Raw genomic sequence first — 15,237 nt, 5'->3', positions numbered from 1 at the left:
GTGACGTTTTCACCCTGCACTTCTCCAATGATGCACACCCTAGCACAGCGTTTTCGGACCTAAAGCGGTTAATTAACTGCAAAAAACCCGGCTTATCGGGCAATCGGAATTGTCTGATAAGGCGAATAATGGCCTGCCCAGAAATGGGAGCGCCGCTATTTAGAAGATATGTGTATCAGGGAGTCTGTTTTGTCACACAACGCTAACCATACCGTTCATCAGCCTGGCAGGGAGCTGCTCAGCGGCCCGTACGGGATCGTGAGCGCCATTGAAGGACGAGACCTAAAATGAGTGCTTCGATAACCGCCGGCGAAAGCCGCGACAACGGCCTGCAGGCCATCTGGAACCGTCTGCGCGCCAACCCGAAAATTCCGTTGCTGGTCGCCGCTTCCGCCGCGATCGCGATCGTCGTCGCGCTGCTGTTGTGGGTGAAAAGCCCCGACTACCGCGTGCTGTACAGCAATCTGAACGACCGCGACGGCGGCGCCATCGTCACCCAACTGACGCAGATGAATATCCCTTACCGCTTTGCCGAGAATGGCGCGGCGCTGCTGATCCCGGCGGAAAAGGTGCATGAAACCCGTCTGCGCCTGGCGCAGCAAGGGCTGCCGAAAGGCGGCGCCGTCGGCTTCGAACTGCTGGATCAGGAAAAATTCGGCATCAGCCAGTTCAGCGAGCAGATTAACTATCAGCGCGCCCTCGAGGGCGAGCTGTCGCGCACCATCGAATCGCTGGGGCCGGTGCAAAACGCCCGCGTTCACCTGGCGCTGCCTAAACCTTCGCTGTTCGTGCGCGAACAGAAATCCCCTTCCGCCTCGGTAACGCTCACCCTGCAACCCGGCCGTGCGCTGGACGACGGCCAGATAAACGCCATCGTTTATATGGTGTCGAGCAGCGTTGCCGGTCTGCCGCCGGGCAACGTGACCGTGGTCGATCAGGCCGGCCGCCTGCTGACTCAGTCCGACGGCACCGGGCGCGATCTCAACGCCTCGCAGCTGAAATACGCCAACGAAGTGGAAAACGGCTTCCAGCGCCGCATCGAAGCGATCCTCGCCCCGGTGGTCGGCAGCGCCAACGTGCGTGCGCAGGTCACGGCGCAGATCGACTTCGCCACGCGCGAGCAAACCGATGAACAGTACCAGCCGAACCAGCAGCCGGACAAAGCCGCTATCCGCTCCCAGCAAACCAGCCTGAGCGAGCAGATCGGCGGGCCGCAGGTGGGTGGCGTGCCGGGCGCGCTGTCCAACCAACCGAGCGCGCCGGCCACCGCGCCGATTGAAACCGCCAAGCCGGCGGCGGGCAATAACGCCAACGCCACCACGCAAAACGCCGCGACCCCCCGCAGCGCGGCGGCCAGCGGCGTGCCGCAAAATACCCGTCGCGACGCGACCACCAACTACGAGCTCGATCGCACCATCCGTCATACCCAGCAAAAAGCCGGCACCGTGCAGCGTCTGTCGGTCGCCGTGGTGGTCAACTACCTCGGCGCGGATAAAGACGGCAAACCGCAGCCGATGAGCAAAGAACAGCTGGCGCAGATCGAAGCGCTGGTGCGTGAAGCGATGGGCTACTCCAGCAGCCGCGGCGATACCCTGAACGTGGTCAACACGCCGTTTACCGACAGCCAGGTGACCGGCGGTGAATTGCCGTTCTGGCAAAGCCAGTCGTTCATCGATCGCCTGATCGACGCGGGCCGCTATCTGCTGGTGCTGCTGGTGGCCTGGCTGCTGTGGCGCAAACTGGTGCGGCCGCAGCTGCAACAGCGCCAGGCGGCGCAACAGGCCGCCCTCGCCGCCGCCAACGCCCCTGCCGCCAAAGCGGCCGACAGCAATAAACCGAGCAACGAGGAGCTGGCGCAGCGTCGCAAATCGCAGCAGCGCGTCAGCGCAGAAGTCCAGAGCCAGCGGATCCGCGATCTGGCTGACAAAGACCCGCGCGTGGTCGCTCTGGTAATCCGCCAATGGATGAGTAACGAGATATGAGCCTGACCGGAACCGACAAAAGCGCCATCTTGCTGATGACGCTGGGTGAAGATCGCGCGGCGGAGGTGTTCAAACACCTCTCCTCGCGCGAAGTACAGCTGCTGAGCGGCACCATGGCCGGCATGAGCCAGGTTTCACACAAACAGCTCGGCGAGATACTGACCGAGTTTGAAGACGACGCCGAGCAATATGCGGCGCTGAGCGTCAACGCCAGCGACTACCTGCGCTCGGTGCTGGTCAAGGCGCTGGGCGAAGAGCGCGCCGCCAGCCTGTTGGAAGACATTCTCGAATCGCGCGAGACCACCACCGGCATGGAAACGCTCAACTTTATGGAGCCGCAGAGCGCCGCCGATCTGATCCGCGACGAACACCCGCAGATCATCGCCACCATTCTGGTGCACCTCAAACGCGGCCAGGCGGCGGACATCCTGGCCCTGTTCGACGAACGCCTGCGCAACGACGTGATGCTGCGTATCGCCACCTTCGGCGGCGTGCAGCCGGCGGCGTTGGCGGAACTGACCGAAGTGCTGAACAACCTGCTCGACGGCCAGAACCTCAAGCGCAGCAAAATGGGCGGGGTGCGCACCGCCGCCGAGATCATCAACCTGATGAAAACCCAGCAGGAAGAAGCGGTCATCGACGCGATGCGCGAATACGACGGCGAGCTGGCGCAGAAGATCATCGACGAGATGTTCCTGTTCGAAAACCTGGTGGAAGTCGACGATCGCAGCATCCAACGCCTGCTGCAGGAAGTGGAAGGCGAGTCGCTGCTGATCGCGTTGAAAGGCGCCGAACAGCCGCTGCGCGAGAAGTTCCTCAAGAACATGTCACAACGCGCCGCCGACATCCTGCGCGACGACCTGGCCAACCGTGGGCCGGTGCGCATGTCGCAGGTGGAGAACGAGCAGAAAGCCATCCTGCTGGTGGTAAGACGCCTGGCGGAAACCGGCGAAATGATCATCGGCGGCGGCGAGGACACCTATGTCTGATCGCATTAACACCCTGCCCTGGCAGCCCTGGTCGCTCAACGATTTGGGCGAACAGAAACCGGTTCTCGACCTGCCGCCATTGCCGGATCTCGAACTTGACGATCCGTCGCCGGACGCGCAGGCCGAATTACAGCAGCAGCTGGCGACGCTGCGCCTGCAGGCGGAGCAACAGGGCCAGCAACTGGGCTATGCCGACGGCCAGCAGAAAGGCTATGAGGCCGGTTTTCAGTCCGGTCTGGAAGAAGGCCGTCAGCAAGGGCTGCTGGAAGCGCAGCAGCAGCAACAGCCGCTGACCGCCCACTGGCAGCAGTTGGTTACCGAATTCCAGCACACGCTGGACGCGCTCGACAGCGTGATCGCGTCACGGTTGATGCAGTTGGCGTTGACCGCCGCCAAACAGGTGCTGGGCCAGCCGCCGGTGTGCGACGGCACCGCCCTGCTCGCGCAGATCCAACAGCTGATCCAGCAGGAACCGATGTTCAACGGCAAGCCGCAGCTGCGGGTCCACCCGGACGACTACCCGCGCGTCGAGCAGCAGCTGGGGGTCACCCTCAGCCTGCACGGCTGGCGCCTGCTGGCGGACGGCGAGCTGCACCCGGGCGGCTGCAAGGTCAGCGCCGAGGAAGGCGATCTCGACGCCAGCCTGGCGACGCGCTGGCATGAACTGTGCCGCCTGGCGGCACCGGGAGAAGTCTGATGACTGCGCGTCTCGGCCGCTGGCTGAGCTCTCTGGATACGCTGGAAAAGCGCATCGCCCGCGCGCCGACGGTGCGCCGCTACGGTCGCCTGACCCGCGCCACCGGGCTGGTGCTGGAGGCCACCGGCCTGCAGCTGCCGCTCGGCGCGACCTGTCTCATCGAACGGCACGACGCCGGTGAAGTGCAGGAAGTGGAAAGCGAAGTGGTCGGCTTCAACGGCCAGCGGCTATTCCTGATGCCGCTGGAAGAAGTGGAAGGCATCGTGCCGGGCGCGCGGGTTTACGCCCGTATCGCGCCGGAAGGCCAAAGCGCCGGCAAACAGCTGCCGCTCGGCCCGGCCCTGCTGGGGCGCGTGCTGGACGGCAGCGCCAAACCGCTCGACGGCCTGCCTTCGCCGGAAACCGGTTACCGCGCGCCGCTGATCACCGCGCCGTTCAATCCCTTGCAGCGCACGCCGATCGAGCAGGTGCTGGACGTGGGGGTGCGCACCATCAACGGCCTGCTGACCGTCGGTCGCGGCCAACGCATGGGCCTGTTCGCCGGCTCCGGCGTCGGTAAGAGCGTGTTGCTCGGCATGATGGCCCGTTATACCCAGGCGGATGTGATCGTCGTTGGCCTGATCGGCGAACGAGGCCGCGAGGTCAAAGACTTTATCGAGAACATTCTCGGTGCCGAAGGCCGCGCGCGCTCGGTAGTGATCGCAGCACCGGCGGACGTGTCGCCGCTGCTGCGCATGCAGGGGGCGGCTTACGCCACCCGCATCGCCGAAGATTTCCGCGACCGCGGGCAGCATGTGTTGCTGATCATGGACTCCCTTACCCGCTACGCCATGGCGCAGCGTGAGATCGCCCTGGCCATCGGCGAGCCGCCGGCGACCAAAGGCTATCCGCCTTCGGTCTTCGCCAAGCTGCCTGCGCTGGTGGAACGCGCGGGCAACGGCATCAGCGGCGGCGGCTCCATCACCGCTTTCTACACCGTGTTGACCGAGGGGGACGATCAGCAAGATCCGATCGCCGACTCGGCGCGCGCCATCCTCGATGGCCACGTGGTGCTGTCGCGGCGGCTGGCGGAGGCCGGCCACTACCCGGCGATCGACATCGAAGCGTCAATCAGCCGCGCCATGACGTCGCTGATCGACGAAGAGCATTACCGCCGGGTTCGCACCTTCAAACAGATGCTGGCCAGCTATCAGCGCAACCGCGATCTGATCAGCGTCGGCGCCTACGCGGCGGGCAGCGATCCATTGCTGGACAAAGCGATGACGCTGTACCCGCAGATGGAAGCCTACCTGCAGCAGGGTATCTTCGAACGCAGCGGCTATGATGAAGCCTGTCAACAGCTGCAGCAGTTGATTGTTTAACGTCACCAGAGGCGCACAGCGATGAAATCACAATCCCCCCTGATTACCCTGCGCGATCTGGCGCAGGATGCGGTGGAGCAAGCCGCGCAACAGCTGGGTCAGGTGCGGCAGGCGCAGCAAGCGGCGGAGCAACAGCTGTCGATGCTGCTCAACTATCAGGACGAATACCGCCAGAAGCTGAATCATACGCTCTGCGACGGCATGGACAGCTCACGCTGGCAAAACTACCAGCAGTTTATCGGCACGCTGGAGCAGGCCATCGACCAGCACCGCCAGCAGCTGCTGCAGTGGGGGCAGAAAGTGGATCACGCGGTGAAGCAATGGCAAGACAAACAACAGCGGCTGAACGCTTTCGAAACCCTGCATACCCGCGCAATGAACGCGGAGCAGCAGCAGGAGAACAAACGGGATCAAAAATTGATGGATGAATTCGCTCAACGCAGCGCACAAAGGAATATCAACCCATGAATCTGAACGCCCTGCCCGGCCTGGCCTTACCCGGCGACGCCGGCGGTCTGACCGAACTGACCTCGGCGCTGGACGAAAGCCAGCTGTCGTCCGCTTTTGCCCAGCTGCTCGGCGCGCGTTTCGCGCCCGCCGCCGATGGCAAACCTCAGCCGGCCACGCTGAGCGCGGACGAGGAGCGCGCCCCGGCCCTGAGCCGCAACCAGCTCAATCAGCTGCTGGCCACCTTCGGCGAGCGCGGCGGCCTGTTGCCGAACCTGTCAGCCTCAGTCGACGCGCCTTCTTCTGAAGCCGTTGAAGGCGATGCGCCCGCCGCCGGCGATAAACCGGCGCAGCCGCCGATCGTCGCCGCCAAAGAGCTGGATGCCGCGACGCTGCAGGCGCTGTACGCCATGCTGCCGGCCGCGATCGTCGCTCAGGCGCAACCGGCCGAAGGCCAACGGTCGCTGCCGATGGAAAACGCTGACGAGGCCACTGCGCTGCAGCCCGGCAACGGCCTGCTGAACATCGCGGCGGCCGGTGATAACACCGCCGCGCGCTCGTCGGCGGCCTCCGCCCCGGCGGTGACGGGCGCGAAAGCGCCGGCTACCGATGGCGACAACGCTGCCGCGGCGCTCCCGCAGCCGACCAGCGGTGAACGCGCAAACGCCGCACAGCCGCTGCCGGCGAACGATGCGCAGCAGCAACCGACGCTCAATCACGCTGTCGCCCTGGCCGCCGCCAGCCCGACGCAAACGGCCGCTCCGGCCAGCGCGCTGGTGACTGCACCGCCGGCTCCGCAGCTCAACGCGCAGCTGGGCAGCCCGGAATGGCAGCAGGCGTTGAACCAACAGGTGCTGATGTTCCACCGCAACGGCCAGCAGAGCGCCGAGCTGCGCCTGCACCCGCAGGAACTGGGCGCCTTGCAGATCACGCTGAAACTGGACGACCAGCAGGCGCAGCTGCACATCGCCTCCGCGCACGGTCAGGTGCGTGCGGCGGTGGAAGCGGCGATGCCGCAGCTGCGGCACGCGCTGGCGGAGAGCGGTATCAACCTGGGGCAGAGCAGCGTGGGCGGCGAGTCCACCCCGCACTGGCAGCAGGCGCAACAGCAGGCTTCCAACGGCCAGGGCCGTTCCAGCTATGCTGAACATCATGGCGCTGACGGCGCAGCCGCCGAGGGCGTCAGCGCACCGGCGACGCTGCAGCGTATGGCCAGCGCGGTCAACGGCGTCGATATTTTCGCCTAAGTCGCCGCAAACGCCCAAGCTGGCACCCATTTGCGCGTCTATTCAGGCTATTGCACGCCACAATAGACGCGATAATACCTTTACATGTCATGCGTGCGGCTTTGCCGCGCGCTATGCCCGCCGCCTCGCCGGCCGCGGGTGGAACAACAGGAATTAGATTTCGCTATGTCTCAGAACTCCCTTCCGGCAGCACCGAAACGCCCCCTTCTGGTCATCCTGCTGGTGTTGATCAGCGTCGTCGCCTGTGGCGCCGCGGGCTACAGCTGGTGGCTGCTGCAACAGCATAAAAACGGCGCCGAACCGGCCGCAGCCAAACAGCAACCGCCGGCCGCGCCGGTGTTCATGCCGCTCGACACCTTTACCGTCAACCTGGTGACGCCGGACAACAACCCGGATCGCGTGCTGTACATCGGCCTCACGCTGCGTCTGCCGGACGAAAGTACCCGCCGCCAGCTGAACGATTTTCTGCCGGAAGTGCGCAGCCGTCTGCTGATGCTGCTCTCCCGTCAGGAAGCGAGCCAGCTGGCCAATGAACAAGGGAAGCAACAGTTGGTGGCGCAGATTAAGGACGTGCTCAGCCCGCCGCTGGTTAAGGGACAACCGAAGCAGGTGGTCAGCGACGTGCTGTTCACCGCCTTCATACTGCGGTAATCACTATGGGCGATAGCATTCTTTCACAGGCAGAGATCGACGCCTTGCTCAACGGCGACAGCGCGGGTGATGAACCCGAGGCGGTGGTCGGCAAAGAGAGCGAGGTCAAGCCTTACGATCCGAACACCCAGCGCCGCGTGGTGCGCGAGCGCCTGCACGCGCTGGAAATCATCAACGAACGTTTTGCCCGGCAGTTCCGCATGGGGTTGTTCAGCCTGCTGCGCCGCAGCCCGGACATTACCGTCGGCCCTATCAAAATCCAGCCGTATCACGAGTTCGCCCGCAACCTGCCGGTGCCGACCAACCTGAACCTGGTGCATCTGAATCCGCTGCGCGGCACCGCCCTGTTCGTGTTCGCGCCGAGCCTGGTGTTCATCGCCGTCGATAACCTGTTCGGCGGCGACGGACGCTTCCCGACCAAGGTCGAAGGCCGCGAGTTCACCCCGACCGAACAGCGGGTGATCAAGCGCATGCTGCGCCTGGCGCTGGACGCCTACGGCGACGCCTGGAGCGCCATCTACAAGATCGACGTAGAGTACGTGCGCGCCGAAATGCAGGTGAAGTTCACCAACATCACCACCTCGCCGAACGACATCGTGGTCACCACGCCGTTCCAGGTGGAGATCGGCGCGCTGACCGGCGAGTTCAACATCTGCATTCCGTTCGCGATGATCGAACCGCTGCGCGAGCTGTTGACCAACCCGCCGCTGGAAAATTCGCGGCAGGAAGACAGCCACTGGCGCGAAACGCTGGTGAAGCAGGTGCAGCACTCCGAACTTACGCTTACCGCCAACTTCGTCGATATCCCGATGCGGCTGTCAAAAGTCCTGAAGCTGCAACCGGGCGATGTATTACCGATAGACAAGCCGGAACGCCTGATCGCCCATGTGGACGGCGTACCGGTTCTGACCAGCCAATACGGCACGTTAAACGGGCAATACGCCCTGCGTGTTGAACATTTGATTAACCCTATTTTGAATGCTCTGAGTGAGGAACAGCCCAATGAGTGATCCTAAGCAACCGTCTGGCGAAGGAAAGGAATCCGTGGACGATCTGTGGGCTGATGCGTTTAACGAGCAGCAGTCTTCAGAGAAATCCGGCGCGAGCACCGAAGGGGTGTTCAAGTCGCTGGAAGCTCAGGATGCGCTCGGCAGCCTGCAGGATATCGACCTGATCCTGGATATTCCGGTCAAGCTGACCGTGGAACTGGGGCGCACCAAGATGACCATCAAAGAGCTGCTGCGCCTGTCGCAAGGCTCGGTGGTGGCGCTGGACGGCCTGGCCGGCGAACCGCTGGATATCCTGATCAACGGTTACCTGATCGCACAAGGTGAAGTGGTGGTGGTGGCCGACAAGTTCGGCGTGCGCATCACCGACATCATCACCCCGTCCGAACGCATGCGTCGACTGAGCCGCTGATGACCGCCGCCGCGCCCGTTACCGTGCAAAGCACCCAACAACCCGCCGCGCCGGCCCTGCCGGCCGGTTCGGTGTTGATGCAGGTCAGCAGCGCGCTCGGCGGCATTCTGCTGCTGATCCTGCTGGCCGGTTGGCTGTTCCGTCGGCTGGGGTTCGCCCCGCAGGCGCGCAACAACAAACTGCTCAACCTGCGCGCCAGCTGCCAGGTCGGGCAGCGCGAACGCGTGGTGGTGGTGGAAATCGACGACACCTTGCTGGTCTTGGGCGTCACCGCCCAGCAGATCACCCCGCTGCACACCCTGCCCGCCCCGCCGAAAGACGAGGGCGAGACCAACGCGGCGACACCGGCGGACTTCCGCCAACTGATGCAAAAAGTACTGAAACGCCCGGAAAAATCGGCATGACCTCGACTCTTCATACCCTCGTCCGCCGCCCGGCGGTTTGGCTCCCTGCCGCCCTGCTGCTGATCAGCCCGGCGGCTTTTGCACAACTGCCGGGGCTGATCAGCCAGCCGCTGGCCAACGGCGGCCAAAGCTGGTCGCTGCCGGTGCAGACGCTGGTGCTGTTGACCTCGCTGACCTTCCTGCCGGCCATGCTGCTGATGATGACCAGCTTCACCCGCATCATCATCGTGCTCGGGCTGCTGCGCAATGCGCTGGGCACGCCGTCGGCGCCGCCGAACCAGGTGATGCTGGGGCTGGCGCTGTTCCTGACCTTCTTCATCATGTCGCCGGTGTTCGACAAGGTCTATCAGGACGCCTACCTGCCGTTCAGCCAGGACAAAATCGGGCTGGAGGTCGCGCTGGATAAAGGCGCGCAGCCGCTGCGCGAGTTCATGCTGCGCCAAACGCGCGAAACCGATCTCGCGCTGTACGCCAGACTGGCCAATCAGCCGCCGCTGGCCGGCCCGGAAGCGGTGCCGATGCGCATCCTGCTGCCCGCCTACGTCACCAGCGAACTGAAAACCGCCTTCCAGATCGGCTTTACGGTGTTCATTCCGTTCCTGATCATCGACCTGGTGGTCGCCAGCGTGCTGATGGCGCTGGGGATGATGATGGTGCCGCCCGCCACCATCTCGCTGCCGTTCAAGCTGATGCTGTTCGTGCTGGTCGATGGCTGGCAGCTGCTGCTTGGCTCGCTGGCGCAGAGCTTCTATTCGTAACCCCTGACCGGAGAAAGCGAGATGACACCTGAATCGGTTATGGCGCTCGGCACCGAGGCGATGAAAGTGGCGCTGGCGCTGGCCGCCCCGCTGCTGCTGGCGGCGCTCATCAGCGGCCTGGTGGTCAGCCTGCTGCAGGCCGCCACCCAGATCAACGAAATGACGCTGTCGTTCATCCCCAAAATTCTGGCGGTAGTGGCCACCATCATCATCGCCGGCCCCTGGATGCTGAACCTGTTGCTGGACTACATGCGCACCCTGTTCAGCAACCTGCCTACCCTGATCGGCTGACCGTGCTCACTTTCGACAGCGCCCAGCTCACCGTCTGGCTCAGCCACTATTTTTGGCCGCTGCTGCGCATTCTGGCGCTGATCAGCACCGCGCCGATATTCAGCGAAAAGCAAATCAGCAAAAAGGTCAAAATCGGCCTTGGCGGGCTGATCGTCATCCTGATCGCGCCGACGCTGCCCGCCAGCAATATTCCCATCTTCTCCGCCGCCGGCCTGTGGCTGGCGATTCAGCAAATACTGATCGGCGTGGCGCTGGGGTTGACCATGCAGTTCGCCTTCGCGGCGGTGCGCCTGGCGGGCGAAGTGATCGGCATGCAGATGGGCCTGTCGTTCGCCACCTTCTTCGATCCCAGCGGCGGCCCGAACATGCCGGTGCTGGCGCGCCTGCTTAACCTGCTGGCGATGTTGCTGTTCCTCAGCTTCGACGGCCATCTGTGGCTGATTTCGCTGCTGGCTGACAGCTTCCATACCCTGCCTGTCCAAACGCAGCCGCTGAACGGCAACGGTTTCCTGGTGTTAACCCAGGTCGGCTCGCTGATCTTCATCAACGGCATGATGTTGGCGCTGCCGCTGATCTGCCTGCTGTTGACGCTCAACATGGCGCTCGGCCTGCTCAACCGCATGACGCCGCAGCTGTCGGTGTTCGTGATCGGCTTCCCGGTCACCATGACCTTCGGCATCATGACGCTGGGCATGATGATGCCGATGCTGGCGCCGTTCTGCGAACATCTGTTCGGCGAAGTGTTCGATCGACTGGCGGCGGTGATCGGCGGCATGACCTTCTGAGCCCCTGTGCGGCCCCTTCCTTTCCCCCTCTTCCGCCTGAGACAAAATGGCAATAAAAACGCTTTCTTGGGACAAAAGCCTGAGAAACGGCTTTTATCCGGATTACGGTTCAAATGTCTCCGGCGGCTTGAATAAATAAAACCCCGACTTAAAATAGACCCGGTAGAAAAAATATCGCCCGCACCCCGTCAGTCACCCGCGGCGATAATACAAACTTATTGGTTAGAGAAAAACAAAATAACGCAGCCACGCAGGGTTAAATGCGTGGTAGATAACTTACACCCTGAATAAATGCGTCTGGCAGCCTGCCGGCTGCAGGGCGCAGCATCGACCTTTGCTAACTACAGGAGCGAGATCATGATTAAAGCGAAAAGCAACCGCAAAGCACGCCGGTTATTCGGCATGGCCCACTGGAAAAGCAACAAATTTAAAGTTGCCATCAGCGAAACGGCCGCCGGTGAAAAATGGAAAGTGGTGAAGAAAAAGAAATAATCCCGTACGGTTTTTAGCAAAACATTCCGGGTTGCGCCCGTATCCGGCCTCTGCTGCGCCATTCGACGCTGCACCGGAACGGCAACCCGGCTCCTGCCGTAACCGGCATTGATCACCCGTCGGCAAGCCATGTCGACATCCTGTGCATTTCATTGTCAGGAATGAAATAATGCAGCACGTCGCCCTCGCTGCCACGCTAAATTTAAAGGTAATGCATTAATAATTTGCTTTACTCACATCTCTTATTTATTCACTGACAAGAAAAATAGATTTCCCACCTTATCCCCCCAGCGTTATATTGGAAGCAACCTTACAGACAGCACGCTGCAATCCTCACCCAAATATAATCGGTGTAAACATGAAGATAAAATTCCAGCTGAGTGATTTATTCATCAGCAGCATCGCCCTTTTGATCATGAGCACTATTTTAAATACGCTGGGTTTTTCCTGGGGATTATTTGTTCTTCCGCCTGGCGTCGATAGTTTCGTCATCATCCCGTTTACTTTATTTGGCTCATTGAAGTTGGCCGAGTGCCTCTATACGCCAATACGGTGGCTGTTCAATGAGAGCCGCAAGCCTCAAATCGAAAACAACGTCCCTAAAAATAACGCCAAGTCGCGTTAACAGGAGATCGACCTATGCTGAGAGAACTGACCAGAGAAGAAATGCAACGGATGGGCGGTGCCGGCGACGGCAATAACGGCGGCGATAGGGATCGCGGCGTGCCTTTCCGCTAAGGCTTAAGGTGAATGGGAACACGCAGACAAAAAAAGGCGCGTCGCTCAGTCAGTAGTGGGAGAACGAACGACGCGCCAAACGAGTGCGCCCGGTTTCAAGAAGCCTCCCTCCCCGCGGGGCGGAGAGGGCATTTTCTAAGCGCACTAAAGGGAAACCCGTCGCGGTCAGGCAACGGGGTATTGCTCTTAACGATTCATCTGGAACAACGACATGCCCTGCATATCGCTAAAGGTTTTATACGACGCCTGCAGCGCCGCCTGCTGCATGAAATAAGACGAGATAGACTCGGCCAGGTCGGCATCCGTCAGCGCGCTCATCTGGATCTGGTTGGTCATGTCACGCTCTTTGCCGATGCTGTCCAGTTGATCCATCTCCTGCAGCTGGCTGCCCAGCTCGGCGCGCACGCTCAGCACGTTGTTGTAGGAGTTGTCCAGGCCGCGGTTGGCTTTCGCCAGCGCATCGTTCACCTGCTGCTTGGTGGCCTCGTCGGCGCCCTGCAGCGGGATTTTCAGCGCATTCAACGCGATGTCGATGCTCTCGAAAATGTTGCTGACCGGCGCGCTGCCGTCCGGCTCTGGCTTCGGGTTGCTGGTCAACGACATGAACACCGCGTTGCCGGTATGGCCGATGGTCATGGTGCGGTTGGCGTCCACTTTCTGCTCTACCGTCTTGTCGCCCCCCTGATAGCTGACGGTGCCGCCGTTGTCGACAAACGGCGCCTTGTCGTTCACGTATCCGCCGAACATATAGCGGCCGTTGCCGTCGGTGCTGTTGGCCTGGTTCAGCAGCTGATCTTTCAGCCCCTGCAGCTGGGTGGCCAGCGACTGGCGGTCGTTATCGCTTTCGGTGCCGCCGGCGTTGACGATCAGCGCCTTCATGTCCGCGATGGTGGAGGTCGCTCCGGCCAAGACCGTTTCTTCCATCGACACGTTCTGACGAGCGAAGGTGCGCGCCAGCGTGTACTGGCTGTTTTCCGCCTGCGATTGCGACAACATCACCGCGCGCGACGCCGCCAGCGGATCGTCGGACGGGTTGATCACCCGCTTGCCCGAGGAAAGCTGCTCGGCCGCCTTCATGAACAGCGACTGGTTGCCCGTGATGCCGTTCATGTTCTGTTGGTACATCATGCTGGTGCTCATGCGCATGCTGTGGGTTCCTTACTCTGAGCGACCGGCGCCGTTATCGGCGCCGATTAACAATGAAATCAACGAATATTCAGCAGCGCGTCGAACAGCGAGCTGGCGGTCTGAATCACCTGCGCGTTGGCCATGTAGTACTGCTGGAAACGCAGCAGCTCGCCATACTCTTCGTCAAGGTTGACGCCGGACATCGACTGCTGTTGCGCGCCCAGCTGCGTGACGATCTTGGCCTGCGAGGTGGCGATGGCCTTGGCGGCAGCGGTCTGGTTGCCGACGCCGCTGACGATGCCGGCGTAAGCGCCGCTCAGGGTCGCCTTGCCGTCCACCAGGTTTTTGGTTTGCAGATCCAGCAGCTTCTTGGCGTTTTCGTTATCGCCGCGGCCGCTGTCGTCTTTACCGGCGGCGGCGATCTTGGACGAATCGGTGATGGCCACTTTCAGATTGCCCGCCACGTCGCTGACCGGCTTCACGGTGAAGCTGTCTTTGGCCTGCGCATTGCCGTCGATGCTCACTTCCAACCCGTCGAAGTTCAGCGTCGGCTTGCCGTCGGCGCTGGTGCCCGGCGTCGCGTTGACTTTTACGTTGTCCGGCAGGCGGCTGACCTGCCAGTTGCTGCCGTCGAACTCGACGCGATAATCGTTGGCCTTCACCTTGCCGGTATCGGTGTAAGAGACTGACAGCGACGCGTCGCCGGTGTTGCGGGTGTTATCCACCACCCGGCCGCCGCTGAAGCTGAAGAAGTCGCCGCCCGCGTCGCCGTTCAGATCGAAGCCGGCGCGATGCTGTTGGTTAAAGCTGTCCGCCATCGCCAGCGCCAACTGGCCCAGCTGATTGCGCACGCCGTCCAGCGTTTCGCTGCGGAATTTCAGCACGCCGCTCAGCGTGCCGCTGGTGATCTGGCCTTCCGGCACTTCGCTGGCGCCGTTGCCGCGGTTATAGCCGATGGTCAGACGGGAAGGATCGCTGCTGGAAGGCACGGCTTCCACCTGATAGGTGTTGCTGCCCTGCACCAGGGTCAAGCCGTTGGCGAAGGAGACGGTATAGGCGTCGCCGTCCTGTTGCGTGACCTGTACGCCCACCAGCTGGTTCAATTCGGTGACCAGCTGATCGCGCTGATCCAGCAACGCATTCGGCTCGCCGCCGGCGCTGCCGCGCAGGCGGGTGATCTCGTCGTTCAGTTTGGCGATCTGTTGGCCGTAGCTGTTGATCTGCTGCGCCGTATCGCTGATCTGTTGATTAACGCCGTTATCCATGTCGCGCAGGAATTTATCGGTGTTGTTGAACTGGTTCACCAGGCCGTTGGCCTTGCCCAGCACCGTCTGGCGCGCGGCGTCGTCACCGGCGTTGCTCACCAGGTTCTGCAGGTTGGTGAAGAAGTCCTGCATGTTGGTCGACAGCGGGTTGGTCTTGCTCGCCAACAGGTTGTCGATCTGCGAAATCTTCTCGTAATAGGCGTTTTGCGCCCCGAACGCGCTTTGTGCGCCGCGCAGCTGGTTGGTGATGAACTGGTTGTACTCGCGGTTGACGCTGGTGACGGTCACGCCGTTGCCGATAAAGCCGCTCATGGTGGCCATGCCGCCGTTCTGCGCCAGGATCGCGGTCTGGCGGTTGTAGCCCGCCACGTTGTAGTTGGAGATGTTGTTGCTGACGGTACTGAGCGCCACCTGAGCCGCATTCAGCCCGCTCATCGCGGTATTGATTAAGCTATTGGACATCGGAATTCCTTATGCTGCGGCGCCGGTGGCCCACAGGGTTCTTAATTGAGCTGCTGAGCCTGTTCGCTCAGCCTGTTTCGGTTATCGGCAAAAATGAGAAGAACTTGAGGAAAAAAAGCGG

The 15,237-nt window shown here is 61.9% G+C and carries 17 protein-coding genes; 15 read left to right on the top strand and 2 right to left on the bottom strand.

The window, feature by feature from the left end; genetic code table 11:
* Positions 1-287: 287 nt before the first annotated feature.
* From fliF to ACMGF7_RS17435, 15 genes are all read left to right on the top strand, one after another.
* On the top strand, positions 288-1,982 hold the full coding sequence (gene fliF, locus ACMGF7_RS17505; RefSeq protein WP_197842683.1) for a flagellar basal-body MS-ring/collar protein FliF: 1,695 nt from the start codon (positions 288-290) through the stop codon (positions 1,980-1,982).
* A complete protein-coding gene (gene fliG / locus ACMGF7_RS17500; RefSeq protein ID WP_004934775.1) occupies positions 1,979-2,971 on the top strand; it encodes a flagellar motor switch protein FliG in 993 nt (330 codons plus the stop codon). The genes fliF and fliG overlap by 4 nt, the downstream gene beginning before the upstream one ends.
* Positions 2,964-3,668, top strand: coding sequence for a flagellar assembly protein FliH (gene fliH, locus ACMGF7_RS17495; RefSeq protein ID WP_044031017.1), 705 nt, complete (start codon positions 2,964-2,966; stop codon positions 3,666-3,668). Before fliG ends, fliH begins: the two co-directional genes overlap by 8 nt.
* A complete protein-coding gene (gene fliI, locus ACMGF7_RS17490; RefSeq protein ID WP_004934781.1) occupies positions 3,668-5,029 on the top strand; it encodes a flagellar protein export ATPase FliI in 1,362 nt (453 codons plus the stop codon). Before fliH ends, fliI begins: the two co-directional genes overlap by 1 nt.
* Before the next feature lie 21 nt (positions 5,030-5,050).
* Complete coding sequence (fliJ, locus tag ACMGF7_RS17485) at positions 5,051-5,497, top strand: flagellar export protein FliJ (protein ID WP_004934783.1); 447 nt, start codon at positions 5,051-5,053, stop codon at positions 5,495-5,497.
* The gene (locus ACMGF7_RS17480; protein ID WP_049240610.1) at positions 5,494-6,723 is read left to right on the top strand and encodes a flagellar hook-length control protein FliK; all 1,230 of its coding nucleotides are present in this window, start codon (positions 5,494-5,496) and stop codon (positions 6,721-6,723) included. Before fliJ ends, ACMGF7_RS17480 begins: the two co-directional genes overlap by 4 nt.
* Before the next feature lie 165 nt (positions 6,724-6,888).
* Positions 6,889-7,374 carry a flagellar basal body-associated protein FliL gene (gene fliL / locus ACMGF7_RS17475; RefSeq protein WP_004934797.1) on the top strand — a complete coding sequence of 162 codons (486 nt, stop codon included), beginning with the start codon at positions 6,889-6,891 and terminating at the stop codon, positions 7,372-7,374.
* A 5-nt stretch (positions 7,375-7,379) separates the two neighbouring features.
* On the top strand, positions 7,380-8,384 hold the full coding sequence (gene fliM / locus ACMGF7_RS17470; protein WP_420286555.1) for a flagellar motor switch protein FliM: 1,005 nt from the start codon (positions 7,380-7,382) through the stop codon (positions 8,382-8,384).
* Positions 8,377-8,793 (top strand): flagellar motor switch protein FliN, encoded by a 417-nt coding sequence (fliN, locus tag ACMGF7_RS17465; protein WP_004934799.1) that lies wholly within the window; start codon positions 8,377-8,379, stop codon positions 8,791-8,793. The genes fliM and fliN overlap by 8 nt, the downstream gene beginning before the upstream one ends.
* Complete coding sequence (gene fliO, locus ACMGF7_RS17460; RefSeq protein WP_049240613.1) at positions 8,793-9,197, top strand: flagellar biosynthetic protein FliO; 405 nt, start codon at positions 8,793-8,795, stop codon at positions 9,195-9,197. The genes fliN and fliO overlap by 1 nt, the downstream gene beginning before the upstream one ends.
* Positions 9,194-9,955: a flagellar type III secretion system pore protein FliP gene (gene fliP, locus ACMGF7_RS17455; protein WP_004934802.1), complete on the top strand. Its 762-nt coding sequence runs from the start codon at positions 9,194-9,196 to the stop codon at positions 9,953-9,955. The genes fliO and fliP overlap by 4 nt, the downstream gene beginning before the upstream one ends.
* A gap of 21 nt (positions 9,956-9,976) precedes the next feature.
* Positions 9,977-10,246: a flagellar biosynthesis protein FliQ gene (gene fliQ / locus ACMGF7_RS17450; RefSeq protein WP_004934803.1), complete on the top strand. Its 270-nt coding sequence runs from the start codon at positions 9,977-9,979 to the stop codon at positions 10,244-10,246.
* A 2-nt stretch (positions 10,247-10,248) separates the two neighbouring features.
* On the top strand, positions 10,249-11,031 hold the full coding sequence (gene fliR, locus ACMGF7_RS17445; RefSeq protein ID WP_021504085.1) for a flagellar biosynthetic protein FliR: 783 nt from the start codon (positions 10,249-10,251) through the stop codon (positions 11,029-11,031).
* A gap of 357 nt (positions 11,032-11,388) precedes the next feature.
* The gene (sra, locus tag ACMGF7_RS17440) at positions 11,389-11,523 is read left to right on the top strand and encodes a stationary-phase-induced ribosome-associated protein (protein WP_004934807.1); all 135 of its coding nucleotides are present in this window, start codon (positions 11,389-11,391) and stop codon (positions 11,521-11,523) included.
* A gap of 358 nt (positions 11,524-11,881) precedes the next feature.
* Complete coding sequence (locus ACMGF7_RS17435; protein ID WP_049240616.1) at positions 11,882-12,148, top strand: hypothetical protein; 267 nt, start codon at positions 11,882-11,884, stop codon at positions 12,146-12,148.
* 299 nt (positions 12,149-12,447) lie between these two features.
* On the opposite strand, the gene flgL is transcribed toward ACMGF7_RS17435, so the two are convergent.
* Together flgL and flgK are read right to left on the bottom strand one after the other, a co-directional pair.
* Entirely contained in the window at positions 12,448-13,407 is a 960-nt protein-coding gene (gene flgL, locus ACMGF7_RS17430) for a flagellar hook-associated protein FlgL (protein WP_060559816.1), read from the bottom strand.
* Between the two features lie 59 nt (positions 13,408-13,466).
* Positions 13,467-15,116 (bottom strand): flagellar hook-associated protein FlgK, encoded by a 1,650-nt coding sequence (gene flgK / locus ACMGF7_RS17425; protein ID WP_033643519.1) that lies wholly within the window; start codon positions 15,114-15,116, stop codon positions 13,467-13,469.
* Positions 15,117-15,237 lie beyond the last annotated feature (121 nt).

Origin of the sequence: Serratia sp. BNK-17, assembly GCF_048684935.1 — a bacterium.
GTDB lineage: Bacteria > Pseudomonadota > Gammaproteobacteria > Enterobacterales > Enterobacteriaceae > Serratia > Serratia nematodiphila.
Note: the sequence above shows the minus strand (reverse complement) of the source record. Positions and strands in the feature narration are given on the sequence as shown.